This window comes from Kitasatospora sp. NPDC059577, assembly GCF_042735475.1.
GTDB lineage: Bacteria > Actinomycetota > Actinomycetes > Streptomycetales > Streptomycetaceae > Kitasatospora.
The window spans coordinates 97,885-122,413 of record NZ_JBHWBZ010000006.1; the positions used below are offsets into that span (position 1 = coordinate 97,885).

Below are 24,529 nucleotides of genomic sequence, written 5' to 3' on the forward strand. Positions count from 1 at the left end.
GCGCGGGGGGGCGGGTCGGGCGGCCGGCCGCGGGTTGCTCCTCGCCGGGGACGTGGGGCCGTCCCCCCTGTGGGGGCCCCCCCCCGGGGGGGGGGGGGGGGGGGCGGCTCCAGCGGGCGGGGCGGGGGCTACATCGGGGTGGGCTTGATGATGGCGAAGGCCGCGCCCTGCGGATCGGCGACGACCGCCATGCGGCCGGCCACCATGTCGAAGGGCGGGGCGAGGACCGTTCCGCCGCGCTTGACCAGGGCGTCCACGGTGGAGTCGACGTCGTCGACCGCGAAGTAGGTCAGCCAGTGCGCCGGGGTGCCGGGCGGGTCGTTGGCGAGGAGGGTGGCACCGCCGACCGCCCGGCCGCCGACGCGCAGCTCCCAGTACGAGTCCGCGCCGTCCATCGGCTCGATCTCGATGCCGAACGCCTCGCCGTAGAAGGCGGTGGCGGCCTGGATGTCACTGGTGTGCAGCTCGTTCCAGGTGAGCGCGCCGGCCTCGTTGACCACCTGGGCGCCGAAGAACTCGCCCGGCTGCCAGACGCCGAACACCGCGCCCTGCGGGTCGGAGGCGATCAGCATCCGGCCCAGGTTGCCGACCTCCATCGCCGGGACGAGCAGGGTGCCGCCGGCGCCGACGATCGCGTCCTGCGTGGCCTGGGCGTCGGTGGTGGCCAGGTAGCTGCTCCAGACGGTGGGCGGCTCGGGCATCCCTTCGGGCGCCATCGCCGGGCCGATGCCGGCGGCGGCCTTGCCGTTGAGCTCGCAGACCGCGTAACCGCCGAACTCCGCCGGGCCGGGCCGGCCCTGCCAGCCGAGCAGGTCGCGGTAGAAGTCCAGTGCGGCCTGCTGGTCCTTCGCCATCAGGTCGACCCAGCAGGGGGTGCCGGTCGCGTAGGGGGTGGTGACCTCGGGCATTTTGACCCTTTCTGGTGGGGTTTGCTGCCGGTCACGATTTCGTCGTGGGCGGTGAATCGCCACTCGACACGCCGCCGGGGAGGAACCGGCGGGGAAGTGGCCCGAGGGCCGGCGACGGGTCGGATTCCGGTGCGGGAGTGCGGGGCGGATGCCGATCGACCCGGCGTGGTTCCCGACGGTGGGGGAGGGGCGGCCGTCCGCCCGGGCGATCCGCACCGGGCGGCGCCCGAGAGGCCGAGGACCGTGCTGCGGCAGCCGGTCGAGCGGGTGGGCCGGCTCAGCCGTTCGAGAGCCCGAGAGGGACGCCGGGCGGGCCGGACCGGGCGTCGCCGTACGCTCAGTCGAAGCTCGCGAGTGCCTCCTGCTCGCTGTCGTGGACTTCGCAGAGGGCGAGCAGTTTGGTGATCGTCAGGAGGTCCTGGAGCTTCCCGGAGACGTTGAGGAGCTTGAGCCGGCCGCCCTTGCCGGCGGTGGTGGTGCAGCAGCTGACCAGTTCGCCGATGCCGGAGCTGTCGACGTAGGTCACGTCGGCGAGGTCGAGCAGGATCCGGCGGCGACCGGTGTCGAGGGTGTGGGCGACGGCCTCGCGCAGGATGACGTCGCCCTCGCCGATCGTGATCCTGCCCTTCAGGTCGAGCAGGGTGACGTCGCCTTCCTGGCGTTCGGAGACGGAGAGAGCGGGCACGGTGGTCTCCTTCCTGAGGTGTTTCACCAGGACGACGTCGCATCCCGGTGGTGGGCCGGTACGCCGGGTGACGTGGAAGCCGTCGACGCAGTGCTCGATGAGCGTCAGTCCCCGGCCCGAGGGAGTGAGGTTCAGGGCTCCGGACGGCTGGGCGGCTGGGGTGAAGCCCGGCCCTTCGTCGCCGACGGTGACGGTGAGCCGGGCGCCGTCGTGGTGGGCCGCCAGCCTGACCTGCCGGTCCGGCGAGAAGCGGTTGCCGTGGATCACGGCGTTCGCCACGGCCTCGTGAACGGCCAGGCCGAGCCGGTCGCGGCCGTCCTCGTCCAGTCCGAGTTCGTCGGCCAGGCGGCAGACGAACTCCTCGGCGGCCGCGATGCTGGCCAGGACGGACGGCAACTGCAGTTCGACGTGCTCCAAGGCGCTGCCTCCACTTCTCGCCCGGCTGCCGTCGGCTCCCGGGCGTGGAGCAGCCAGGGGCACAGACTGGCAGCGGTCGGTGGGAGCGGGCGCGACGTTGCTCCATGTGTGGCGTGTCGCAGGCCTGACCGGCGTTGGAGGATGGGGAGTTGGGGTCTCCCGTGCGGGTGGGTAGTGCGGGTGAGGTCGTACGGGCGGGGCCGCGCAGGCGGGGCCGCGCAGGAAGTCGGGCGGGCCGACTTCCTGCGCAGGAGGGGTGGTCAGGGACCGATGCGGGTGAACGTGAAGACGTCGCCCGGGGTCGGTACGGCCTCGATCCGGCTCTGCTTCCCGGCCCCGGTGACCGCCCACGAGGTGCCCTGCGGACCGGTGATCCGGTAGGCGTTCCCGGTGTCGGCGACGGGGGCCAGCTCCCAGGTCACGGCATCGGCCTGGTCGACGAGGAAGGTGACGACCGGGCCGGCGGTCCCGTTGTCCTCGATCCCGGCGGGGGCGCCCTTGGAATAGAGGTTGTAACGGCCGTCGGGGAGCGCTTCGACGATCCAGATGGCGTCCCGGTCGTCGGTGTCGACCCGGAGGACCTTGGGGGACAGGTCCTCCGTCTCGTGGAGGGCACGGCCGACGAGGGCGGTGCCGGCGTGGATGAGGTGGAGGCCGGAGTCCAGCCGTGTCATGGCTGCCATTCCTTCCGTGTGTGACGGATTGCGTGACAGTTGTACGCGGCCCGGCGGACCGCGGTGGTGCGCTCAACCGGCCTTCACCCGAAGGAGTTACGCACGGGGGAGGGGGCCGGGGCGAGGGGCGGGGGCGGAGGAGGGGAACGTCGGGCGCAGGGGGCGAGTGCGCCGACGGTGCCCGACGATGAGAGCCGGCCCGCGTCGCTCCCGACGGCTCCCGCCGCCCGTGCGCCGGGAGCTGCGGCACGATGGACCCCGTGCCAGAGCAGAGAGACGACCGCTACGCGCCGCCGACCACCCTCCCCGGACTCCTGCAGCGCGGCCGGGGGCAGGGCGCGCTGCTCGCCGCCGAGGACCCGGCCTCGGCGGCCGCCCTCGTGTACGGCTGCATCCGCTGGGAGTGGCGCTGGGACCGGCAGGTCGACGACCGGCCCGGCTACCTCGCCCGCCTGCTCCGGGACCTGGAGCTGCCGCTCGGTCCGGTGGTGGACCTCCTCGACGGGGACGAGGGGACCCGGGACCGGGCCGCGGACGTGCTGGAACTGCTGGCGCTCGGCGGTTCGGAGGAGGCCCGGCAGGCGCTGCCGGACTTCGCCCCCGAGGAGGACGAGCCGCCCGTGCGCCGCCGCTCGCCGCGAGTGGATCCGTACCCGGACCGCGACAACGCGGACCTGCTCGCCCTGCTGCGCGATCCGGACACCTCCGAGGGTGCCAGGGCGTCCGTCCTCCTCGCCCTGTCACTCCGCCCGCCGGAGCCCGCGCTGCTCCCCTCGGTTCCCGGCCTCGGCGCCGCGGACGGCACGCGACCACTGCCGCTGCTGGGGAGGGCGGTCGAGTCGCTGGCCGGTGCGGCCGTGCCGGCGGCCCGGGAGTGGGCGGCCGCCGAGCCGGAGTGGCTCGCCCGGACGGGTCTCGCGGTGCTGGCCGCCCACGGTGACGAGAGCGACGTGCCGGTCCTGCTCGCCGCCTTGGAGCAGGGGTGGGCGGACAGGTCCTGGTGCGGCCCCGACACGCTCGCCCGCGGCCTGGCCCGCTTCGGCCCGCGGGCCGCCGGTGCCGCGTCCCTGCTGCGCCGCTTCTGGCTCTGCACCCCGCACTCCCACGAGCGCCCCGCCTACCTGGAGGCGCTGGCCGCGATGGGGGCTCCGGGCACCGCGGAGGCCTTCGTCGAGTCGCTGTGGGACTGCGAGGCGAGTGCCCGCCTGCTCGGTGCCGAGCGCGCCCCCGACCGGCCGTCCGTGCGGCGCAGGCTCGCCGACCTGCGGGACGATCCGTTGGAGGAACCGGAGGTCCGCGAGGCCGCCGGTGCGCGGCTGGCGGGCCTGGCGTAGCCGGATGGCCGAGCGCGTCGGACCGGGACGTCCACGCGCCCGTGGACGCCCTCCCCGGGCTGTCGCAGGGCGGCCGGGGCCCGGGCGCGCGGAGGGCCGCCGAGGATCCCGTCGCCGCTGCCGGGCACGTCCGCGCCCGCACCCGCGGGGAGGGTGCCTGGGGCCGAGAGGCCGCTGCGGTGCGACTCGCCGGGGCGGCCTGGGCGCCTCGTCCGGCCGAGCGGTGAAGCTGTTCGAGGGGGCTAGAGTGGACGCGTGAACGTGTGAGTGATGGTCCGGACCCCGCGAGGTGGTCCGGGCCACATCCATTTCCGGGGCAACCCCCTGTGACCTGCACGTTCGCCGGCCCACCAGCCCAGCACCAGAGCCTCCGGAGGCCCCGCCTTGAGCGACCAGCCGTTCGCGCATCTGCACGTCCACACCGAGTACTCGATGCTGGACGGTGCCGCCCGGCTGAAGCAGATGTTCAAGGAGGTCGAGCGCCTCGGTCAGACCCACGTGGCGATGACCGACCACGGCAACATGTACGGCGCCGCCGAGTTCCACAAGCAGGCCACCGCCGCCGGCATCACCCCCGTCATCGGCATCGAGGCGTACGTCGCCCCCGAGTCCCGCTCCAACACCAAGCGCATCCTGTGGGGCCAGCCGCACCAGAAGCGGGACGACGTCTCCGCGTCCGGCGCGTACACCCACAAGACCATCTGGGCCCGGAACAAGGAGGGCCTGCACAACCTCTTCAAGCTGACCTCGCGCTCCTACGCCGAGGGCTGGCTCGTGAAGTGGCCGCGGATGGACAAGGAGCTGATCTCCGACCTGGCCGGCGGCCTGATGGCCACCACCGGCTGCCCCTCGGGCGAGGTCCAGACCCGCCTGCGCCTCGGCCAGTTCGACGAGGCCGTCAAGTCCGCCGCCGACTACCAGGACATCTTCGGCAAGGAGAACTACTTCCTGGAGCTGATGGACCACGGCCTCGACATCGAGAAGCGGGTCCGCGACGGGCTGCTGGAGATCAGCAAGAAGCTGAACATCCCGCCGGTCGTCACCAACGACTCGCACTACACCACCGAGGCCGACGCCGGCGCGCACGACCTGCTGCTCTGCGTCCAGACCGGCAAGAACCTCTCCGACCCGGACCGCTTCCGCTTCGACGGCACCGGCTACTACATCAAGTCCGCCGCCGAGATGTACGCGCTGGACTCCTCGGACGCCTGGCAGGAGGGCTGCCGCAACAGCCAGCTCCTCGTCGCCTCCCGCGTCGACACCGAGGGCATGTTCACGTTCAAGAACCTCATGCCCCGCTTCCCCATCCCGGAGGGCTTCGAGTCCGAGGCGGACTTCTTCAAGTCCAAGGTCTGGGAGGGCATGGACTGGCGCTTCCCGGACGGGTACGACGAGGAGCACAAGAAGCTCGCCGAGTACGAGATGGACACCATCATCCAGATGGGGTTCCCGGCGTACTTCCTCGTCGTAGCGGACTTCATCATGTGGGCCAAGAGCCAGGGCATCGCGGTGGGCCCCGGCCGTGGATCGGCGGCCGGCTCACTGGTCGCGTACGCGATGGGCATCACCGACCTCGACCCCATCCCGCACGGCCTGATCTTCGAGCGCTTCCTCAACCCCGAGCGCATCTCCATGCCCGATGTCGACATCGACTTCGACGAGCGCCGACGCGGCGACGTGATCCGCTACGTGACCGAGAAGTGGGGATCCGACAAGGTCGCCATGATCGTCACGTACGGCACCATCAAGGCGAAGGCCGCCATCAAGGACTCCTCCCGGGTCCTCGGCTACCCCTACGCGATGGGCGACCGCATCACCAAGGCGATGCCGCCGGACGTCATGGGCAAGGGCATCCCGCTGTCCGGCATCACGGACAACAGCCACCCGCGCTACGGCGAGGCGGGCGAGATCCGCGGCCTCTACGAGAGCGACCCCGACGTCAAGAAGGTCATCGACACCGCGCGCGGCATCGAGGGCCTGATCCGCCAGCCCGGCGTGCACGCCGCCGGCGTCATCATGTCCGCCGAACCGCTGACCGACCACATCCCGGTGTGGACCCGGCACACCGACGGCGTCACCATCACGCAGTTCGACTACCCGACTTGCGAAGGCCTCGGCCTCCTCAAGATGGACTTCCTCGGCCTGCGCAACCTGACGATCATGGACGACGCCGTCAAGGCGATCGAGCGGAACAAGGGCGAGAAGATCGAGCTGCTCAAGCTGCCGCTCGACGACAAGCCGACCTACGAACTCCTCGCCCGCGGCGACACCCTCGGTGTCTTCCAGCTCGACGGCGGGCCCATGCGCTCCCTGCTGCGCCTGATGAAGCCCGACAACTTCGAAGACATCTCCGCCGTCCTCGCGCTGTACCGACCCGGCCCGATGGGCGTCAACTCCCACACCAACTACGCCCTGCGCAAGAACGGCCAGCAGGAGATCACCCCGATCCACCCGGAGCTGGAGAAGCCCCTGGAGGAGATCCTCAAGCCGACGTACGGCCTGATCGTCTACCAGGAGCAGGTGCAGAAGGCCGCGCAGATCCTCGCCGGCTACTCGCTCGGCCAGGCCGACCTGCTGCGCCGCGCGATGGGCAAGAAGAAGAAGGAGATCCTGGAAGCGGAGTTCGTCCCCTTCCAGAAGGGCTGCCGGGCGCACGGCTACTCCGACGCGGCCATCCAGGCCGTGTGGGACGTCCTCGTCCCCTTCTCCGGCTACGCGTTCAACAAGGCGCACACCGCCGGCTACGGGCTGGTCTCGTACTGGACCGCCTACCTCAAGGCCAACTACCCGGCCGAGTACATGTCCGGCCTGCTCACGTCCGTCAAGGACGACAAGGACAAGTCCGCGGTCTACCTCAACGAGTGCCGCAAGATGGGCATCAACGTCCTCCCGCCGGACGTCAACGAGTCCGACTCGGACTTCACCCCGCACGGTGACGACACCGTCCGCTTCGGCCTCACCGCCGTCCGCAACGTCGGCGGGCCGGTCGTCGAGTCGATGATCCGCACCCGGAAGACCAAGGGGAAGTTCTCCTCCTTCCCCGACTTCCTGGACAAGGTGGAGTCGGTGGTCTGCAACAAGCGGACCGTCGAATCGCTGATCAAGGCCGGCGCCTTCGACTCCCTCGGCCACACCCGCAAGGGCCTCAGCGCCCAGTTCGAGCCGATGATCGACAACGTCGTCGGCGTGAAACGCAAGGAGGCCGAAGGACAGTTCGACCTCTTCGGCGGCGACGCCACCGCCGACGAGCCGAGCTTCGGACTCGACGTCGTCTTCTCCGAGGAGGAGTGGGAGAAGTCCTTCCTGCTCACCCAGGAGCGGGAGATGCTCGGCCTGTACGTCTCCTCGCACCCGCTGCACGGCATCGAACACGTCCTCGCCGACAAGTCCGACTGCGCGGTCGCCGACCTCGCCGAACGGCCCGACGGGACGATCGTCACCATCGGCGGCATCATCTCGGGCCTCCAGCGGAAGATGACCAAGCAGGGCAACGCCTGGGCGATCGCCACCGTCGAGGACCTGGCCGGCTCGATCGACTGCATGTTCTTCCCCGCCAGCTACCAGCTGGTGTCCTCGCAACTCGTCGAGGACGCCGTGGTGTTCGTGCGCGGCAAGCTCGACAAGCGGGAGGACGTGCCGCGGCTGATGGGCATGGAGCTCTCCGTCCCCGACCTGTCGAACGCGCACGCCGAGGCGCCGATCACCATCAACATCCCCAGCGGGAAGGTCACGCCGCCGCTGATCGCCCGCCTCAGCGAGGTGCTGACCCACCACAAGGGCACGACCGAGGTGCGGGTGCGGCTGGAGAGCCGCAACAAGACGACCGTGCTGCGGCTGGACCGGCACCGGGTGAAGTCGGACCCGGCGCTGTTCGGGGACCTGAAGCAACTGCTCGGCCCCAGCTGCCTGACGGTCTGAGCCGGTCGGCCGGGCACCTGGCGGCCGGCCGGGCACCTGACGGCCGACGCCCGGGTGCGGGAGCGGCCCGCCGCTTCGCACGGCTCTCCGCTCCCGTACGGCTCCCCGCTCCCCTCCGGGCGCGGGGAGCCGTCGTTTTCCGACCGGGTTCAGGAGCCGCTGCCGAGGCCCGGGGGGACGGCGGTGTGGAGGGCCGAGACGAAGGCCGAGATGGCCGGGTGGGAGCCGGCGCCGGCGCGGAAGGCGGCGCGGGTACGGCGGTACACGGGCAGGCGGGTGAGGACGACGCCGGGCGGGGGCTGGGCGGTGCCGAGGTGGGGGACGAGGGCGACGCCCTGGCCGGCGGCGACCAGGGCCAGGACGGTGGTGAAGTCGTCGATCTGGTGCCGGATCCGGGGGGCGAAGCCCGCGGACTCGCAGGCGCGCAGGGCCATGGTGTGGCAGAGGGTGCCCGGCGGGGACATGATCCACGGTGCGCCGCGCTGTTCGGCGAGGGTGGCCGGGGTGCGGGCGGCCAGGTACATGGGCTCGGTGAAGACCGGGCGGGTCGCCGCGAGGCCCGGCTCGGGGTCGGCAGGGACGAGGTCGTACTCGTGCACCAGGGCCACGTCCAGTTCGCCCGCGCGCAGGGCCGCGCCGACCGCCGCCGGGTCGACCTCGGTGACCATCGGCTCCAGCCCCGGGTGCCAGGCGGCCAGTTCGGCGAGCACCGCCGGGATGATCGCGCGGGCCGCCGAGGGGTAGGTGCCGATCCGCAGTGGACCGGCCAACCCCCGCTTGGCGTGCGCGAGTTCGGCGCCCGCCTGCTCCAGCAGGGCGAGCACCGACTCGGCGTGCCGGACCAGTCCCAGCCCGGCCGGGGTGAGGGTGACCCGGCGGCCGGTGCGCTCCAGCAGCGGCACGCCCGCCTCTTTCTCCAGGACGGAGAGCTGCTGGGACACCGCCGAAGGACTGAAGGACAGCGCCTCGGCGACGGCCGCGATGGTGCCGAGGTGGGCGAGTTCGCGCAGCAGGCGCAGGCGTCGTACGTCGAGCATCGGCTCAGCTTACGAGAAGCGTCGGAAATGTGAACTGGACCTGCGGTGACGGGCGGCCGCAGGATCGTGGGCATGGAACTCAAGGGCATCTACGTCCCCCTCGTCACCCCCTTCGCCGCCGACGGTTCGGTGGCGACGGACGCGCTGGAGAAGCTCGCGTGCGAGGTGCTCGACGCCGGTGCGGCCGGACTGGCCGTGCTCGGTACCACCGGCGAGCCGGCCGCGCTGACTGCCGAGGAGCGGGACGCCGTGGTGGACGTCGCCGCGGCCGTCTGCGCCGCGCGCGGGGCCCAGCTGATCGTCGGCGCGCACGGCGGGGACACCAGGGCGACTGCCGGGTCGCTGGCCGCGCTCGGCGCGCGGGCGCCGCGGGCGGCGGCCGCGCTGGTCACCGTCCCGTCGTTCGTCCGGCCGGGCGAGGAGGGGACGGTCGCGCACTTCCGGGCACTGGCCGCGAGCAGCCCGCTGCCGCTGGTCGTCTACCACATCCCGTACCGCACCGGGCAGCAGCTGTCGGCCGCCGCGCTGCGCGAACTCGCGGCGATCGACGGCGTGGTGGGCGTGAAGTACGCGACCGGCGGGCTGGACCAGGCGGCCGCCGAGCTGCTCGCCGACGCCCCCGCGGGGTTCGCCTTCCTCACCGGGGAGGACGCCTTCCTCGCGCCGATGCTGGCGCTCGGCGCGGCCGGGGGCATCCTCGCCTCCGCGCACCTGGCCACCGGCCGGTTCGTGGAGCTGGCGGAGGCCTGGCGGGTCGGGGACGTCGACCGGGCGCGGGCGCTCGGGCACCGGCTGACCGAACTGGCGCTGGCCGCCTTCACGGCGCCGAACCCGGCGGTCACCAAGGGGGTGCTGCACGCCCTGGGGCGGATCCCGACCCCGGACGTGCGGCTGCCGCTGCTGCCGGCCGGGGCGGCCGAGGTGGAGGCCGCGCTGGCACTGGTGAATGGTCTGGACCATTAAGGGTCTGTCGGGGTTCGCCCGAGGGTGTGTCCGGGAGCCCTCTCACACCGTGGAATACCAGGTCGCCCAGCCCGCGTGACAAGGCATGATGGGCAGAGTGCGGCTGTGAACAGCACCATCCAGAGGAGTAGTCGGAATGAAGATCGGCATTGTCGGTGCCACCGGTCAGGTCGGCGGCGTGGTCCGCGAGATCCTGGCGGAGCGGGCTGGTCGTGAAGATGGACTGGGCCCGGTGGAGCAGCTCCGGCTGTTCGCCTCGGCCCGTTCGGCCGGGCGCACGCTGCCCTGGCAGGGCACCGAGATCACCGTCGAGGACGCGGCCACGGCCGACTACACGGGCCTGGACATCGTGATCTTCTCGGCCGGCGGCTCCACCTCCAAGGCCCTCGCCCCCAAGGCCGCCGCGGCCGGTGCCGTCGTCATCGACAACTCCTCCGCCTGGCGCCGCGACCCCGAGGTCCCGCTGGTCGTCTCCGAGGTCAACCCCGAGGCCATCGCGAACCGCCCCAAGGGCATCATCGCCAACCCGAACTGCACCACCATGGCCGCCATGCCCGTGCTGCGCCCGCTGCACGAGGAGGCCGGGCTGGCCGCGCTCGTCGTCTCCACCTACCAGGCCGTCTCCGGCAGCGGCGTCGCCGGCGTCGCCGAGCTGCAGGACCAGGCCGCCAAGGTCATCGACGGCGCCGCCGCACTCGCCCACGACGGCGCCGCGGTCGAGTTCCCCGAGCCCAAGGTCTACAAGCGCCCGATCGCCTTCAACGTGCTGCCGCTGGCCGGCTCGATCGTCGAGGACGGCTCCAACGAGACCGACGAGGAGCAGAAGCTCCGCCACGAGAGCCGCAAGATCCTCGGCATCCCCGAGCTGAAGGTCGCCGGCACCTGCGTGCGCGTGCCCGTCTTCTCCGGCCACTCGCTGCAGATCAACGCCCGCTTCGAGCGCCCGATCAGCCCCGAGCGCGCCGTCGAGCTGCTCGCCGGCGCCCCCGGCGTCGAGCTGTCCGACATCCCCACCCCGCTGCAGGCCGCGGGCCGGGACCCGAGCTACGTCGGTCGCGTCCGCGCGGACGAGACCGTGGAGAACGGCCTGTCGCTGTTCGTCTCCAACGACAACCTGCGCAAGGGCGCCGCGCTCAACGCCGTCCAGCTGGCCGAACTGGTCGCCGCGGAGCTCAGGGGCTGAACTCCGGGACCCACCGGCCGGCCCGCGGGCCGGCCCGCCGCCGCGTGACCTCGGGCGGGCTCCGTCGTTGAACGGGGCCCGCCTTCACGTTCTCCGGTTCCGCCGGGCGGCTGTTGCGGTACCGGGACATCCGGCAAGGTTCGGCAGGCGAACCCCGGGTAAAAGGTGACCCAACGATCGGGCGACGACGGGGGCCCCTCACCTCGGCGCGCCCGGACGGAGGGCCGAGCGCCCACCCCGAACGACCCACCCGACTGATTCCGAGGGCGAGCGAAAAGAGGTGCGCGATGGACCGCTGCGTCGTCCTGGTGGACGCCGGATACCTGCTGGGCGCCGCCGCCAGCCTGCTCGCGGGGGATCCCTCCCGGTCCAAGGTCACCGTGAACCACACGGCCCTCATCGGCGCGCTGCGCGAGCGCGCCGAAGCCGAGACCGGGCTGCCGCTGCTGCGCATCTACTGGTTCGACGCCGCCCCCGACCGGCGCCCGATGCCCGAGCACCGGCGGCTGCGGGTCCTGCCCCGGGTCACCGTCCGGCTCGGCGCCCTCACCCGGGCCGAGGGGCGCTGGGTGCAGAAGGGCGTCGACGCCGCGATGCACGCCGAGCTCTCCGAACTCGCCCGCAACCGGGCCTGCGCCGACGTCGTGCTGATCACCGGGGACGGCGACCTGCTGCCCGGCATGATGACCGCCAAGGAACACGGCGTCGCCGTCCACCTGTGGGCACTGCAGGCCGCCGACGGTGACTTCAACCAGTCGGAGGACCTGGTCGGCGAAGCCGACGAGCGGCGGGTGCTGGACCGGGAGTGGATCGAGGCGTCGTTCTCCCTGCGGGACAGCGCCAGCCTCTTCCCGGCGCCCGGCGCCCGGCAGGAGATCGCCAAGATCCTCGCCGCCCCGCCGGCCACCCTGCCCAGCGCGGTGCCGCCGGTGGTCCGCCCGGCCGCCGCGGCCGCCGCGGTGTCCGCCGCCCCCGCCGCCAACGGGCGGCCGCAATCCGCCGCGACCGCGCTCAAGGTCGTCCCGACCCCCAAGGACCTGGCCGGGCGGGCCCCGGCCGTCGCACCGATCACCCCGGTGGCGAACGGACACGGAGCGGTCGGCCACGGCGCGGCCGGGCACACGGCCAACGGACACGGCACCAGCGGACACGGCACCAACGGGCACGCGGCGAACGGGCACGGCGCCGCCGCCCAGGCCGGACCGGTCCTGCGGTGGTCCTCCGACCGCGGCTGGGTCGACCGGCCCGCCCCCGAACCCGCCGTCACCGCCGGCGACAACCTGCCCACGCTCGCCCAGCTCACCACCTCCGAACAGCGCTGGGCCGACCGTGAGGAGGACATCACCACCATCGGCGGGGACGCCCACGAGGTCGGGCAGGTCTTCGCCCGCCGCTGGAGCGACCGGGTCGGCGACTCCGAACGGCTCACCGTGCTGTGGCCCGACTACCCGCGCATCCCGCACCGCGTCGACGGCGAACTGCTCCGCTACGCCGCCCGCTTCGGACTGCTCGCGCACAAGGACGACCAGATCGACGAGCACGACCGCTACGCCATCCGGGCCGGATTCTGGAAGGAACTGGCCGCGAGGGTGCCGGGCGGTTCGATGGTCGTCGACGACTGAGGCCCGGCCGCCCGTACGCGCCCGGCGCACGCCCCACCGGCGTCCCGGGCGCGCGCCCGGCGGGCGTCCGACCGGCGGCCGGGGTGCCCGCGGTTTCCGGTGATCAGGCCCCCTTGTCCGGTTCGCCCGCATGAGCGCGTAGAGTCTTCGGTCGTGACTGAGACGGCCGGGCGAGCACCCGAGGAAACCCCGCCGTGCGTTGCCGTGCGCGACCTGGTCAGGACCTACCGCAACGGGCGCGGCGCGGCCGCCACCGAGGTACGGGCCAACGACGGCATCAGCCTCACCGTCCGGCAGGGCGAGGTCTTCGGGCTGCTCGGGCCCAACGGCGCCGGCAAGTCGACGCTGGTCCGCCAGCTCACCGGGCTGCTGCGCCCCGACTCCGGAACGATCGAACTCCTCGGCCACGACATCGTCCGCCACCCCGAACGCGCCGCCCGGCTGCTCGGCTACCTCGGGCAGGAATCCACCGCGCTGGACGAACTGACCGTCGCGCTCGCCGCCGAGACCACCGGACGCCTGCGCGGGCTCGGCCGGGCGCGGGCTCGCAGCACGGCGGCGGACGTCCTGGAGGAACTCGGGCTGACGGCCATCGCCGCGCGGCCGCTCGCCAAGCTGTCCGGCGGGCAGCGGCGGCTCGCCTGCTTCGCGGCCGCCCTGGTGGGGGACCGGCCGCTGCTCGTCCTCGACGAGCCGACCACCGGCATGGACCCCGTCGCCCGGCGGGCCGTGTGGAGCGCCGTCGACCGGCGGCGCGCCGAGCACGGGACGACCGTGCTGCTGGTCACCCACAACGTGATCGAGGCGGAGACCGTCCTCGACCGGGTCGCCGTGGTGGACGAGGGCCGGGTGATCGCCTGCGACACGCCCGGCGGGCTGAAGGCGCTCGTCGACGGCGACGTCCGGCTCGACCTGGTCTGGCGCGACGAGGCACCGCTCGGCGTCCCCGCCGTCGCCGCGCTGCGCGAACGGGCCGAACGCACCGGGCGCCGCTGGACCGTGCGGACCACCCCCGAGCAGGCCCGCGAACTGGTCGCCGCCGTCACCACCGGCCCGGCCTTCGCCGCGCTCGACGACTTCACCCTCGCCACCCCGAGCCTTGAGGACGCCTACCTCAAGCTGGGCGGCCGCCACGGAGGACTGGCCAAGTGACCCTGCTCTCGGCGCCGCCCCGGACCGACCGGACCACGACCGGACCCGCCCCGCTCGCCCCCGCCGCCCGGCTGCTGCCGGCCCTCGCCGCCGTGTACCGGGCGCAGCTCGCCCGGGCGCGGGTCGCGCGGATCCCGCTGCTGTTCGTCGCCACCTTCCAGTCCGTCGGCATCCTGGTGATGATGCGGGGCGTTGTGGAGGCCGGGCAGTCCTCGGCGGCGCGGTCGGTGGTCGCCGGGTCGAGCGTGCTGGTGGTGGCGTTCGTCGCGCTGAACCTGCTCGCCCAGTACTTCGGGAAGCTGCGGGCCACCGGCGGCCTCGACCACTACGCGACGCTGCCGGTGCCGGCGGCCTCGGTGGTGCTGGGGACGGCCGCCGCGTACGCGTCGTTCACGCTGCCCGGGACGGTCGCCACGGCGGCCGTCGGGGCCGTCATGTTCGGACTGCCGCTCGGACAGTTGTGGGTACTGCTCGCGGTCGTCCCGCTGGCCGGGGCCGCGCTGTCCGGGCTGGGGGCGGCCTGCGGGCTGCTGGCGCCCCGGCAGGAGCTCGCGACCATGCTCGGACAGCTCGGGATGTCCGCCGCCCTGCTGCTCGGCGTGCTGCCGGTCGACCACCTCCCGCAGCCGGTGCTGTGGCTGCGGGACCTGCTGCCCTCCACGTACGGCGTGGAGGCCTTCGCGCGGACCTTCACGCCGGACCCGGACTGGGCGATGGTCCTCGCGGACCTGGGGGTGTGCGCCGGAGTGGGCGTGGTGTCCCTGGGCGTGGCCACCTGGGCGTACCGGCGGGCGGTCGCGCGGTAGGGGGACACCCGGGCGGTGGGGCCGTTCCGGGGGCCGTCGTGAAACGATGGGGCCTGTGACCGTACCGAACACACCTCCGGATCCCGCCCGCACCGATGTCCGGGCGGTGCCGGAAGACGCCGTGCCCGGCACCGAGCCCGACCCGTACGCCGCTCCGCAGGAGGGGGCGCCCGTCGCGTCCGACGGGCCGGGGACCCCGCTGGTGCAGCGGCTGCTGCCGGAGGTGCGGATCGGGGCCGGGGTCGTCGTCACCTGCCTGGTGGTCGGGCTGGTGATGGCCGCGCTGTGGGCGTGGCTGGCGCCGAAGGTGCCGCTGGTGGTGGACGGGGACCGGATCCTCTACCTGGACCCCGAGGGCGAGCAGCGGGCCGGAGCGGACGCGCTGTTCGCGATCATCGGCCTGGGCGCCGGGGTCCTGACCGCGCTCGGGGCCTTCCTGGTGACCCGGCGGCGCGGCGGCGGCATCGCGGTCGCGCTGGGACTGGCCGTCGGCGGACTGCTCGGATCGCTGGGTGCCTGGCGGATCGGTCGGTGGCTCGGGCCGGGCAACGACCTGATCGCGCAGGCCCGCCGGGTCGGCAACGGCGGGCACTTCGACGCGGGCATCGACCTCGGGGCGATGGGCGCGCTGCTGGTGTGGCCGATGGCGGCGATGGTGGTGCTGCTCGCGCTGTCGGCGGCGTTCGGCAAGCGCGAGGAGGACCCGCCGCCGTACTGGGGCGCGCCGGCCGCTCCGCAGCAGCAGCCGTCGGCCCCGCCGGCGTCTCCGGTGGGGCCGGAGGGCCGGGCCTGAGGCCTGGCGGCAGGGCGGGGGGTCGGTGGTCCGGTACGGGCCCGGCCCGCCGCCCTGCGGCGTCTGCGGCGCTTCCGGTGGCGTGCGGCGGGTGCCGCGGCTTTCAGCGGGCGATGGGGGCGGTCACGGCCCCGGTGAGGGTGATCAGGTCGACCGGGGCGAGCTCCACCTCCAGGCCCCGCCGGCCCGCCGAGACGTAGACCGTGGGGTGGTCGAGCGCGCTCGCGTCGACGACGGTGCGCAGGGCGCGGCGCTGGCCCAGCGGCGAGATCCCGCCGAGGACGTAGCCGCTGCTGCGTTCGGCGGCGGCCGGGTCGGCCATGGCGGCGCGCTTGCCGCCGACGGCCGAGGCCAGGGCCTTCAGGTCGAGCAGGCCGGCGACCGGGACCACCCCGACGGTGAGGGTGCCGTCCACGTCGGCCACCAGGGTCTTGAAGACGCGCTCGGCGGCCACGCCGAGCACCTCGGCCGCCTCGCCGCCGTAGGAGGCGGCGGCCGGGTCGTGGTCGTAGGCGTGCACGGTGAACGGGACGGCGGCGGATTCCAGGGCGACGGTGGCCGGGGTGCCCTGGCCGCCCTTCTTCGTCTTCTTGGCCATGCTGGGGTCCCGGGCTCCTGGGTCAGTTGGGGCTGAACGACTGGCGGGTGAGGTCGACGGCGGGCAGTGAGGGCAGCCAGGTCAGCACGGCGGTCTCGCGGCGCAGCAGGTCGAGTTCGGTGCGCAGGCGCTGGGCGGTGTCCGGGCAGGCCAGCAGCTGCTGCTTGACCGGGGTCTCGAACACCGAGGCGGCGGCGACCAGGTAGGAGAGCACCTGGGGGTCGTCGGGGAGGTCCTGGCGGCCGACGGTGCTGGCCTCGCGGGCTCCGGCGAGCCGCTTCTGGTAGACCCGGAACGCCCGCTCGACCTCGGCGGCCAGCGCGCCCGAGCCCTCGCCGGGAAGCTCCTCGATCGGCTCGATCTCGCCGGTCAGGTACGGACCGGAGACGTCCACCGCGCCGAGCCGGAACCGGGTGGTGCCGGTGACCAGCAGCTCGTAGCGGCCGTCCGGCTGGTGCTCGGCGGAGGCGACGTCGGCGACGCAGCCGACCGGGAAGACCGCCTCCAGCGGGTCCCCGGTGACGGTGCCGAGGCCGTCGAGCGGCCCGGCCGGGCCCTCCTCGGCCCGGACCGGGGCGACCTCGCGGCCGTCCTTGATCGCGAGCACGCCGAAGCGCCGGGGGGTGTCCTCGGGCTGTTCGAGCAGGTCGGCGACGAGACGGCGGTAGCGCTCCTCGAAGACGTTCAGGGGCAGCACCAGGCCCGGGTAGAGCACGGTGTTCAGCGGGAAGAGCGGAAGCCGTTCTGTCACGGCGGACAGCGTAGTTCCCCGGGCGGGTGCCTTGTCGCGCGGTTCGGGCGCTCAGCCGCGCTGGAGCATCCGCGTGGTGCCGGCGACGACGGTCGAGGCGAGCAGCCAGCCGATGACCACCAGCGCGGCGGAGATCCACTGGGCGAGGCCGCCCGGGTTCCAGCCGCCCTGGTTGAGGTCCACGATCGGCAGCAGTTGGTTGAGGGTGTACAGCACCGGGTTCCAGTGCGGGCGCTCGTCCGCCTTGAGCGGCTCCAGCGGGTGGGTGGCGAACCAGACGCTGCCGAGGACCCAGGCGAGCAGCAGCCACAGACCTGCCCGGCCCGGGCGGTAGCCGTAGCCGACGGAGGCGTCCTGGACCGCGCCCCAGACCCGGGAGGGCAGCGGCAGGGTCCGCCGGCGCCGGCGCTGCTTGGCGTACAGCACCTCGCGGGCGTCGTCGTCGGCGCCGTCGCGGCGCAGGGCGGCGGCCAGCTGCTCGTAGGACTCCGGCTGGAAGTCGACCGAGGAGCCCTCCAGCCACGCGATCCGCTCCTGCAGGGGGAAGGCCGTCTTCGGGCGCAGGTTCTCGTAGACGAAGCCGGTGAGGCCCAGGTGCTTGCCGAGCGGCCAGGCCTCCGGGGTGTCGACCAGGTTGCCGACCCGGGCGCGGGAGAGCGAGACCGTGCCGGTCGGGCGGAACTTGCAGGTGAAGCGCAGTTCGGGGGTGTGGATGCGGCGCAGCGAGAGCTCCTCGTCGTCCTCCAGGTGGAACTCGCCGGAGATCAGGCACGCGCCGTCGAAGCGGCTGTCGGACAGCCGGACCCGGCCGAAGGCGCGGAACGGGGTCACCGGGCCCTCCGCCGGCGGGTTCTCGCCGTAGCCGGAGCCGTAGTAGCCGCGGGAACCGGCCCAGCCGCGGTCGGCGGAGCCGGTCAGGTAGAGGGTGTGGCCGACGGTGACCCGGACGGCGTTGAGGCACGTGCTGTTGTGCGCCCGGTCGGCCCGCAGCTGGGCGCCGCGCAGGGAGAGCCGGCCGCCTATCCGGGCCGTGCGTATGCTCAACTCGCCCTGGCTCTCCAGGCGTTCGGCTTCGAAGTCCTGGTTGACGATGATCCCGTCGGCGGAGACGGCCCGGCCGAAGCGGTCGCCGCCGACGACGGTCTGGTTCAGCAGCAGGTCGCTGCCGATCCGGGCGTCGGTCAGCCGCAGGCCGTCGGGGAGGCGGCAGCGGGCCAGGTGGAGGTCGCCGGTGGTGGACAGTCGGGAGGCCTCCAGGCGGGGGATCAGGCAGCTCACGAAGCGCAGCGTGGACGCCGCCGCCTCCGAGATCAGGACCTTGTGCTCGAAACGGCAGCCCTGCAGCTCGACGTAGTCGTCGATGGCGCCGCCGGCCAGGTCCAGCCAGCCGGTGACCAGCACGCCGCTGAAGCGCAGCGAGGCGACGCGCCCGGGGGCCGGCGTCGGACCGGCCAGCAGCAGGTGCGCGAGCACCTCGGCGCGGACGGTGCGCCGGGGGTCCCAGACCGCGTCGCCGAAGGGGTCGTCGGTGTCGGATTCGCCACTGCGCAGGTCCAGGATCTCGCCCTGGCGGTAGGCCTCCCAGAGCTGCTGCTCGGTATCGGTCCAGCCTTCCGGAGCGCGCTCCGCCATGGTTTCCCCCGTCCCCCGGTCGTCTCGCCTTTCGTATCACGGACTGAAATGCGGGACCAGCCGTTCCGGCCACTCCTTACACTGGGTGGCGTGATCTCTCGAATCGACCTCCGCGGCTCGCTGGACGACCCGCGTGACCTGCTGCCCCGTGCCGAGTTCGACGTCGCGGCCGCCCTGGAGAAGGTGCGCCCGATCGCCGAGGACGTGCACCATCGCGGGGTCGCGGCGCTGATCGAGATCACCGAACGCTTCGACGGCGTCCGCCTGGAGTCCACCCGGGTGCCGGCCGAGCAGCTGACCGAGGCCCTCGCGGCGCTCGACCCGAAGGTGCGCGCCGCGCTGGAGGAGTCGATCCGCCGCGCCCGCGCCGTGCACGCCGACCAGCGCCGCACCGGGCACACCACCCGGGTGGTACCGGGCGGCACGGTCACCCAGCGCTGGGTGCCGGTCGAGCGGGTCGGCCTGTACGTGCCGGGCGGGCTGGCGGTCTACCCGTCCTCCGTGGTGATGAACGTGGTGCCGGCCCAGGAGGCGGGCGTTGCGCGCATCGCCGTCACCTCCCCGCCGCAGAAGGAGTTCGGGGGCCGCGTCCACCCGACCATCCTGGCGGCCTGCGCGCTGCTCGGCGTCGACGAGGTCTACTCCGTCGGCGGGGCCCAGGCCGTCGCGATGTTCGCCCTCGGCACCGAGGAGTGCGAGCCGGTGAACATGGTGACCGGCCCGGGCAACATCTACGTGGCCGCCGCCAAGCGCTACTTCGCCGGCCGGATCGGCATCGACTCCGAGGCCGGACCGACCGAGATCGCCGTCCTCGCCGACGACAGCGCGGTGCCCTCCGACGTCGCCGCCGACCTGATCAGCCAGGCCGAGCACGGCCCGACGTCGGGCTCGGTGCTGGTCACCGACTCCCCGGCGCTGGCCGACGCGGTCGAGGCCGAACTGGCCGTGCAGGTCGCGAGGACCAAGCACACCGAGCGGGTCGCCGAGGCACTGGGCGGCAAGCAGTCCGGCATCATCCTGGTCGACGACCTGACCCAGGGCCTCGCCGTCGTCAACGCCTACGCGGCCGAACACCTGGAGATCCAGACCCGCGACCCGCACGCGGTCGCCGACCGGGTCGTCAACGCGGGCGCGATCTTCATCGGCCGCTGGACCCCGGTCTCGCTGGGCGACTACGCGGCCGGCTCCAACCACGTGCTGCCCACCGGCGGCTGCGCCTGCCACTCCTCCGGACTGTCCGTGCAGACCTTCCTGCGCGGCGTCCAGGTCGTCGAGTACGACCGCGACGCGCTCGCCGACGTCGCCGCGCACGTGGTCAACCTGGCCGACGCCGAAGACCTCCCCGGGCACGGGGACGCGATCAAGGCACGCTTCGACTGGACGGTGCCCGGCTCGTGACCCAGCAGACCCGCATCGACGACCTCCCCATCCGGGACGAGCTGCGCGGCCAGTCCCCCTACGGCGCACCGCAGCTCGACGTACCCGTCCAGCTCAACACCAACGAGAACCCGTACCCGCTGCCCGAGGAGCTGGTGGCCCGGATCGCCGAGCGCGTCGCCGAAGCCGCCCGCACCCTGAACCGCTACCCGGACCGGGACGCGGTCGAGCTGCGCGAGGGCCTCGCCGCCTACCTGACCCGCACCACCGGCTTCCCCGTCGTCCGCGAGCAGGTGTGGGCCGCCAACGGCTCCAACGAGGTGCTCCAGCAGCTGCTGCAGACCTTCGGCGGCCCCGGCCGCAGCGCGCTCGGCTTCGAGCCCTCCTACTCGATGCACGCGCTGATCTCCCGGGGCACCGGCACCGCCTGGATCTCCGGCCCGCGCAACGACGACTTCACCATCGACGTCGAGGCCGCCCTCGCCGCGATCGCCGAACACCGGCCGAACGTCGTCTTCATCTGCTCGCCCAACAACCCGACCGGCACCGCCGTCGGCGCCGACACCGTGCTGCGGCTCTACGAGGCCGCGCAGGCCGCCCGGCCCAGCCTGGTCGTCGTCGACGAGGCGTACGTCGAGTTCTCGCACCGCGCCTCGCTGCTGCCGCTGATCGAGGGCCGCCCCAACCTCGTTGTCAGCCGCACCATGTCCAAGGCCTTCGGCGCGGCCGGGCTGCGCCTGGGCTACCTGGCCGGCGACCGTGCGGTGGTCGACGCCGTCCAGCTGGTCCGCCTGCCCTACCACCTGTCCGCCGTCACCCAGGCCACCGCGCTGGCCTGCCTGGAGCACACCGACACCCTCCTCGGCTACGTCGGCCGGCTCAAGGAGGAGCGCGACCGGCTGGTCGACGCACTGCGCGCCATGGGCCTGGAGGTGACCGACTCGGACGCCAACTTCGTCCAGTTCGGCCGCTTCACCGACACCCACGCCGTCTGGCGGGCCATCCTCGACCAGGGCGTCCTGGTCCGCGACAACGGCGTGCCCGGATGGCTGCGCGTCACCGCCGGCACCCCCGCCGAGAACGACGCCTTCCTGGACGCCGTCCGCAGAGTCAGCAAGGAGCTGTAACCCCCATGTCCCGCATCGGACGCGTCGAACGCACCACCAAGGAGACCTCCGTCCTGGTCGAGATAGACCTCGACGGCACCGGCAGGACCGACATCTCCACCGGCGTCGGGTTCTACGACCACATGCTCGACCAGCTCGGCCGGCACGGACTGTTCGACCTCACCGTCAAGACCGACGGCGACCTGCACATCGACACCCACCACACCATCGAGGACACCGCCCTCGCGCTCGGCGCCGCCTTCAAACAGGCGCTCGGCGACAAGGTCGGCATCTACCGCTTCGGCAACTGCACGGTGCCGCTGGACGAGTCGCTCGCCCAGGTCACCGTCGACCTCTCCGGCCGGCCCTACCTGGTGCACACCGAGCCCGAGGGCATGGCGCCGATGATCGGCAGCTACGACACCACGATGACCCGGCACATCCTGGAGTCCTTCGTGGCCCAGGCACAGGTCGCGCTGCACGTCCACGTGCCGTACGGGCGCAACGCCCACCACATCGTGGAGTGCCAGTTCAAGGCGCTGGCCCGCGCGCTGCGCTACGCCGCCGAGCGCGACCCGCGCGCGGCCGGCATCCTCCCCTCGACCAAGGGTGCGCTGTGAACAACACCGCGATGATCCTCATCTTCGTCGGCCTCTTCCTGGCCGGCGGGGTGATCTCCTTCTGGAAGCAGAAGCAGTCGAAGGGCGTCATCCTGGTGCTCGCCTTCGGCGCCGTGATGTGCCTGACCTCCGGCCTCCTGCGCCTGTAGACCCGCCCCGCCGTGAAGAGACTGGACACCTGAACATGGGCAAGAACGTCGTCGTCCTCGACTACGGCTCCGGCAACCTCCGCTCCGCGCAGCGCGCCCTGGAACGGACCGGGGCGAACGTCACGGTCAGCTCCGACTACGACACCGCGATGGCCGCGGACGGCCTGCTCGTCCCCGGCGTGGGCGCCTTCGAGGCCTGCATGCGCGGGCTGAAGTCGGTCCGCGGGGACTGGATCATCGACCGCCGTCTCGCCGGCGGCCGCCCGGTCATGGGCATCTGCGTCGGCATGCAGATCCTCTTCGAGAAGGGGGTCGAGCACGGCGTGGAGACGGCCGGCTGCGACGAGTGGCCGGGCACCGTCGAGCCGCTGGACGCCCCGGTCGTCCCGCACATGGGCTGGAACACCGTGGACGTGCCCGAGGGCAGCCGGATGTTCGCCGACCTCGACCCCGAGACCCGCTTCTACTTCGTGCACTCCTACGGGGTGCGGCGCTGGGAGCTGGAGACCCACAGCGCGCGGATCAACCCGCCGCTGGTCACCTGGGCCACGCACGGGCAGCCGTTCGTCGCGGCCGTCGAGAACGGCCCGCTCTGGGCCACCCAGTTCCACCCCGAGAAGTCCGGCGACGCCGGCGCCGCCCTGCTGACCAACTGGGTCAACACCCTCTGACGAGCTGAAAGTTGTATTGATGAGCCGCCTCGAACTGCTTCCCGCCGTCGACGTCCGCGACGGCCGGGCCGTCCGCCTGGTCAAGGGCGCCTCCGGCACCGAGACCTCCTTCGGCGAGCCGCTGGCCGCCGCCCTCGCCTGGCAGAACGCCGGCGCCGAGTGGCTCCACCTGGTCGACCTCGACGCCGCCTTCGGGACGGGCAGCAACTACGAGCTGCTGCGCGACGTCACCGGCCGGCTGGACATCAAGGTCGAGCTGTCCGGCGGCATCCGCGACGACGAGTCGCTCGCCCGCGCCCTCGCCACCGGCTGCACCCGCGTCAACCTCGGCACCGCCGCCCTGGAAGCCCCCGAGTGGGTCGCCAAGGCCATCTCCGAGCACGGCGACAAGATCGCCGTCGGCCTCGACGTCGTCGGCACCACCCTGCGCGGCCGCGGCTGGACCCGCGACGGCGGTCAGCTCTTCGAGGTGCTGGAGCGCCTCGACCGGGAGGGCTGCGCCCGCTACGTCGTCACCGACGTCAACCGCGACGGCACCCTGACCGGCCCCAACCTGCAGCTGCTGCGCGACGTCTGCGCCGCCACCGACCGCCCCGTGGTCGCCTCCGGCGGCGTCTCCTCGCTGGACGACCTGCGGGCCATCGCCACCCTCGTCGGTGAGGGTGTCGAGGGCGCCATCGTGGGCAAGGCACTCTACGAGCAGAAGTTCACCCTCGAAGAGGCCCTGGAGGCGGTTTCAGGATGACGGAAGGTCGGATCGTACGCGGCGAGGCGGCACGCGACGAGGCGGTGCTCGGTGAGACCGTGCACGGCGGGGTCGTGCGTGGCCGGGTCGTGCGTGGCCGGGTCGGTGGATTCTCCCCCTGGGAGGACGAGTTCGGGTACTCCCGGGCCGTCGCCGCAGGCGACCACGTGCACGTCGCCGGCACCACCGCCTGGGTGGACGGCCGGATCGAGCACGAGGGCGACCCGTACCGGCAGACCCTCGCCGCGTTCGGCGTCGGCCTCACGGCCCTGGCCGCGTACGGTCTGACCGCGGACGACGTGGTCCGCACCCGGATGTACATCACCCACGTCCGCGACGCCGAGGAGGTGGGCCGCGCTCACCACGAACTCTTCGACGCCGCACGCCCGGTGGCCACCATGGTGGTGGTCGAGGGACTGATCGACTCCCGGATGATGGTCGAGATCGAGCTCGACGCGTACCGCTCCGGGCTGGCAAAGACCCTGGAAGGCCAACAGCCGTGACCCTCGCCGTACGTGTCATCCCCTGCCTCGACGTGGACGCCGGGCGGGTGGTGAAGGGCGTCAACTTCCAGAACCTGCGCGACGCCGGCGACCCGGTCGAGATGGCCAAGCTCTACGACGCCGAAGGCGCCGACGAACTGACCTTCCTCGACATCACCGCCTCGTCGGGCGACCGGGAGACCACCTACGACGTGGTCCGCCGCACCGCCGAGCAGGTCTTCATCCCGCTCACCGTCGGCGGCGGCATCCGCGCCGTCGACGACGTCGACAAGCTGCTGCGGGCCGGCGCCGACAAGGTGGGCGTCAACACCGCCGCCATCGCCCGGCCGGAACTCGTCCGGGAGATCGCCCGGCGGTTCGGCCGGCAGGTCCTGGTGCTCTCCGTCGACGCCCGGCGCTGCCCGCCCGGCGTGGAGACCGCATCCGGCTACGAGGTCACCACGCACGGCGGACGCCAGGGCACCGGCCTCGACGCCGTCGAATGGGCCGGCCGCGCGGCCGAACTGGGCGCCGGCGAGATCCTGCTCAACTCCATGGACGCCGACGGCACCAAGGACGGCTACGACCTGGAGATGATCCGGGCCGTGCGCAAGACCGTCTCCGTCCCGGTGATCGCCTCCGGCGGGGCCGGCAAGCTCGCCGACTTCGCCCCCGCCGTCGACGCCGGCGCGGACGCCGTGCTCGCCGCCAGCGTCTTCCACTTCGGGGACCTGCGGATCGGCGACGTCAAGGGCGCCCTGCGGGAAGCCGGCCACCCGGTGCGGTGACCGCCCCGCTACGGACGTGCGAGGGCCCGCGGGGGGCCCGCCCCCCCGCCCCCGGGCGGGGGCGCCGCGCGGCTCCGCGGGGCCGCGCGGCGCGGTGGGGGGCGGGCGCGGGGGCCCC

Annotated in this window: 23 protein-coding genes; 16 read left to right on the forward strand and 7 right to left on the reverse strand. The window is 73.2% G+C overall.

The genetic code is table 11. The annotated features are described in order from the left end of the window. Positions 1-128: 128 nt before the first annotated feature. From ACFV0O_RS08235 to ACFV0O_RS08245, 3 genes are all read right to left on the reverse strand, one after another. Positions 129-908, reverse strand: coding sequence for a VOC family protein (locus ACFV0O_RS08235; protein ID WP_380338015.1), 780 nt, complete (start codon positions 906-908; stop codon positions 129-131). Between the two features lie 337 nt (positions 909-1,245). Further along, positions 1,246-2,010, reverse strand: a complete 765-nt coding sequence (locus tag ACFV0O_RS08240) for an ATP-binding protein (protein ID WP_380338018.1) — start codon at positions 2,008-2,010, stop codon at positions 1,246-1,248. A gap of 260 nt (positions 2,011-2,270) precedes the next feature. After that, the gene (locus tag ACFV0O_RS08245; protein ID WP_380338021.1) at positions 2,271-2,684 is read right to left on the reverse strand and encodes an I66 family serine proteinase inhibitor; all 414 of its coding nucleotides are present in this window, start codon (positions 2,682-2,684) and stop codon (positions 2,271-2,273) included. A 260-nt stretch (positions 2,685-2,944) separates the two neighbouring features. Here ACFV0O_RS08245 and ACFV0O_RS08250 point away from each other — a divergent pair, with 260 nt between their 5' ends. Both ACFV0O_RS08250 and dnaE read left to right on the forward strand, forming a co-directional pair. Continuing rightward, complete coding sequence (locus ACFV0O_RS08250; RefSeq protein WP_380338023.1) at positions 2,945-4,018, forward strand: hypothetical protein; 1,074 nt, start codon at positions 2,945-2,947, stop codon at positions 4,016-4,018. A gap of 384 nt (positions 4,019-4,402) precedes the next feature. Beyond that, the gene (gene dnaE, locus ACFV0O_RS08255; RefSeq protein WP_380338025.1) at positions 4,403-7,936 is read left to right on the forward strand and encodes a DNA polymerase III subunit alpha; all 3,534 of its coding nucleotides are present in this window, start codon (positions 4,403-4,405) and stop codon (positions 7,934-7,936) included. A 149-nt stretch (positions 7,937-8,085) separates the two neighbouring features. On the opposite strand, the gene ACFV0O_RS08260 is transcribed toward dnaE, so the two are convergent. After that, positions 8,086-8,973 carry a LysR family transcriptional regulator gene (locus ACFV0O_RS08260; RefSeq protein ID WP_360256880.1) on the reverse strand — a complete coding sequence of 296 codons (888 nt, stop codon included), beginning with the start codon at positions 8,971-8,973 and terminating at the stop codon, positions 8,086-8,088. A 72-nt stretch (positions 8,974-9,045) separates the two neighbouring features. Between ACFV0O_RS08260 and ACFV0O_RS08265 the strand changes: the two genes are divergently transcribed. The 6 genes from ACFV0O_RS08265 to ACFV0O_RS08290 all read left to right on the forward strand — a co-directional run bounded on the left by ACFV0O_RS08265 (position 9,046) and on the right by ACFV0O_RS08290 (position 15,492). Further along, entirely contained in the window at positions 9,046-9,936 is an 891-nt protein-coding gene (locus ACFV0O_RS08265; protein ID WP_380338029.1) for a dihydrodipicolinate synthase family protein, read from the forward strand. A gap of 136 nt (positions 9,937-10,072) precedes the next feature. Continuing rightward, on the forward strand, positions 10,073-11,119 hold the full coding sequence (locus ACFV0O_RS08270) for an aspartate-semialdehyde dehydrogenase (protein WP_360256874.1): 1,047 nt from the start codon (positions 10,073-10,075) through the stop codon (positions 11,117-11,119). A gap of 287 nt (positions 11,120-11,406) precedes the next feature. Beyond that, complete coding sequence (locus tag ACFV0O_RS08275; protein WP_380338031.1) at positions 11,407-12,741, forward strand: NYN domain-containing protein; 1,335 nt, start codon at positions 11,407-11,409, stop codon at positions 12,739-12,741. 153 nt (positions 12,742-12,894) lie between these two features. Further along, the gene (locus ACFV0O_RS08280; protein WP_380338034.1) at positions 12,895-13,893 is read left to right on the forward strand and encodes an ABC transporter ATP-binding protein; all 999 of its coding nucleotides are present in this window, start codon (positions 12,895-12,897) and stop codon (positions 13,891-13,893) included. Next, the gene (locus ACFV0O_RS08285; RefSeq protein WP_360256868.1) at positions 13,890-14,699 is read left to right on the forward strand and encodes an ABC transporter permease; all 810 of its coding nucleotides are present in this window, start codon (positions 13,890-13,892) and stop codon (positions 14,697-14,699) included. The genes ACFV0O_RS08280 and ACFV0O_RS08285 overlap by 4 nt, the downstream gene beginning before the upstream one ends. A 55-nt stretch (positions 14,700-14,754) precedes the next feature. Next, positions 14,755-15,492: a hypothetical protein gene (locus ACFV0O_RS08290; RefSeq protein WP_380338037.1), complete on the forward strand. Its 738-nt coding sequence runs from the start codon at positions 14,755-14,757 to the stop codon at positions 15,490-15,492. 103 nt (positions 15,493-15,595) lie between these two features. Here ACFV0O_RS08290 and ybaK read toward each other — a convergent pair whose 3' ends face one another. Genes ybaK through ACFV0O_RS08305 form a run of 3 tightly spaced genes read right to left on the reverse strand, consistent with a single transcriptional unit; the run spans position 15,596 to position 18,473 of the window. Next, on the reverse strand, positions 15,596-16,090 hold the full coding sequence (gene ybaK, locus ACFV0O_RS08295) for a Cys-tRNA(Pro) deacylase (RefSeq protein ID WP_380338040.1): 495 nt from the start codon (positions 16,088-16,090) through the stop codon (positions 15,596-15,598). 22 nt (positions 16,091-16,112) lie between these two features. Continuing rightward, positions 16,113-16,841 carry an LON peptidase substrate-binding domain-containing protein gene (locus ACFV0O_RS08300; RefSeq protein WP_380338042.1) on the reverse strand — a complete coding sequence of 243 codons (729 nt, stop codon included), beginning with the start codon at positions 16,839-16,841 and terminating at the stop codon, positions 16,113-16,115. A gap of 51 nt (positions 16,842-16,892) precedes the next feature. After that, positions 16,893-18,473, reverse strand: coding sequence for an oxidoreductase (locus tag ACFV0O_RS08305; RefSeq protein WP_380338045.1), 1,581 nt, complete (start codon positions 18,471-18,473; stop codon positions 16,893-16,895). Positions 18,474-18,563: 90 nt separating this feature from the next. Here ACFV0O_RS08305 and hisD point away from each other — a divergent pair, with 90 nt between their 5' ends. From hisD to hisF, 8 genes are read left to right on the forward strand one after another with little or no spacing between them, the layout of a single operon-like run. Next, a complete protein-coding gene (hisD, locus tag ACFV0O_RS08310) occupies positions 18,564-19,871 on the forward strand; it encodes a histidinol dehydrogenase (protein WP_380338047.1) in 1,308 nt (435 codons plus the stop codon). Further along, a complete protein-coding gene (locus ACFV0O_RS08315; protein ID WP_360256855.1) occupies positions 19,868-20,977 on the forward strand; it encodes a histidinol-phosphate transaminase in 1,110 nt (369 codons plus the stop codon). Before hisD ends, ACFV0O_RS08315 begins: the two co-directional genes overlap by 4 nt. 5 nt (positions 20,978-20,982) lie before the next feature. Then, a complete protein-coding gene (hisB, locus tag ACFV0O_RS08320; RefSeq protein ID WP_360256852.1) occupies positions 20,983-21,576 on the forward strand; it encodes an imidazoleglycerol-phosphate dehydratase HisB in 594 nt (197 codons plus the stop codon). Then, on the forward strand, positions 21,573-21,725 hold the full coding sequence (locus ACFV0O_RS08325; RefSeq protein WP_360256850.1) for a hypothetical protein: 153 nt from the start codon (positions 21,573-21,575) through the stop codon (positions 21,723-21,725). Before hisB ends, ACFV0O_RS08325 begins: the two co-directional genes overlap by 4 nt. Positions 21,726-21,760: 35 nt before the next feature. Next, positions 21,761-22,396, forward strand: coding sequence for an imidazole glycerol phosphate synthase subunit HisH (gene hisH / locus ACFV0O_RS08330; RefSeq protein WP_380338052.1), 636 nt, complete (start codon positions 21,761-21,763; stop codon positions 22,394-22,396). 19 nt (positions 22,397-22,415) lie between these two features. Then, on the forward strand, positions 22,416-23,141 hold the full coding sequence (priA, locus tag ACFV0O_RS08335; protein WP_380338054.1) for a bifunctional 1-(5-phosphoribosyl)-5-((5-phosphoribosylamino)methylideneamino)imidazole-4-carboxamide isomerase/phosphoribosylanthranilate isomerase PriA: 726 nt from the start codon (positions 22,416-22,418) through the stop codon (positions 23,139-23,141). Continuing rightward, complete coding sequence (locus ACFV0O_RS08340; protein ID WP_380338057.1) at positions 23,138-23,644, forward strand: RidA family protein; 507 nt, start codon at positions 23,138-23,140, stop codon at positions 23,642-23,644. Before priA ends, ACFV0O_RS08340 begins: the two co-directional genes overlap by 4 nt. Then, the gene (gene hisF, locus ACFV0O_RS08345) at positions 23,641-24,411 is read left to right on the forward strand and encodes an imidazole glycerol phosphate synthase subunit HisF (protein WP_360256843.1); all 771 of its coding nucleotides are present in this window, start codon (positions 23,641-23,643) and stop codon (positions 24,409-24,411) included. The genes ACFV0O_RS08340 and hisF overlap by 4 nt, the downstream gene beginning before the upstream one ends. The last annotated feature ends 118 nt before the right edge of the window (positions 24,412-24,529 follow it).

Bases quoted from the DNA above. Each gene is read 5' to 3' on its own strand.
- ACFV0O_RS08235 (WP_380338015.1), bottom strand. From the start codon at position 908: ATGCCCGAGGTCACCACCCCCTACGCGACCGGCACCCCCTGCTGGGTC.
- ACFV0O_RS08245 (WP_380338021.1), bottom strand. From the start codon at position 2,684: ATGACACGGCTGGACTCCGGCCTCCACCTCATCCACGCCGGCACCGCC.
- ACFV0O_RS08260 (WP_360256880.1), bottom strand. From the start codon at position 8,973: ATGCTCGACGTACGACGCCTGCGCCTGCTGCGCGAACTCGCCCACCTC.
- ACFV0O_RS08265 (WP_380338029.1), top strand. From the start codon at position 9,046: ATGGAACTCAAGGGCATCTACGTCCCCCTCGTCACCCCCTTCGCCGCC.
- ACFV0O_RS08270 (WP_360256874.1), top strand. From the start codon at position 10,073: ATGAAGATCGGCATTGTCGGTGCCACCGGTCAGGTCGGCGGCGTGGTC.
- ACFV0O_RS08275 (WP_380338031.1), top strand. From the start codon at position 11,407: ATGGACCGCTGCGTCGTCCTGGTGGACGCCGGATACCTGCTGGGCGCC.
- ybaK (WP_380338040.1), bottom strand. From the start codon at position 16,090: ATGGCCAAGAAGACGAAGAAGGGCGGCCAGGGCACCCCGGCCACCGTC.
- ACFV0O_RS08305 (WP_380338045.1), bottom strand. From the start codon at position 18,473: ATGGCGGAGCGCGCTCCGGAAGGCTGGACCGATACCGAGCAGCAGCTC.
- hisB (WP_360256852.1), top strand. From the start codon at position 20,983: ATGTCCCGCATCGGACGCGTCGAACGCACCACCAAGGAGACCTCCGTC.
- hisH (WP_380338052.1), top strand. From the start codon at position 21,761: ATGGGCAAGAACGTCGTCGTCCTCGACTACGGCTCCGGCAACCTCCGC.
- priA (WP_380338054.1), top strand. From the start codon at position 22,416: ATGAGCCGCCTCGAACTGCTTCCCGCCGTCGACGTCCGCGACGGCCGG.
- ACFV0O_RS08340 (WP_380338057.1), top strand. From the start codon at position 23,138: ATGACGGAAGGTCGGATCGTACGCGGCGAGGCGGCACGCGACGAGGCG.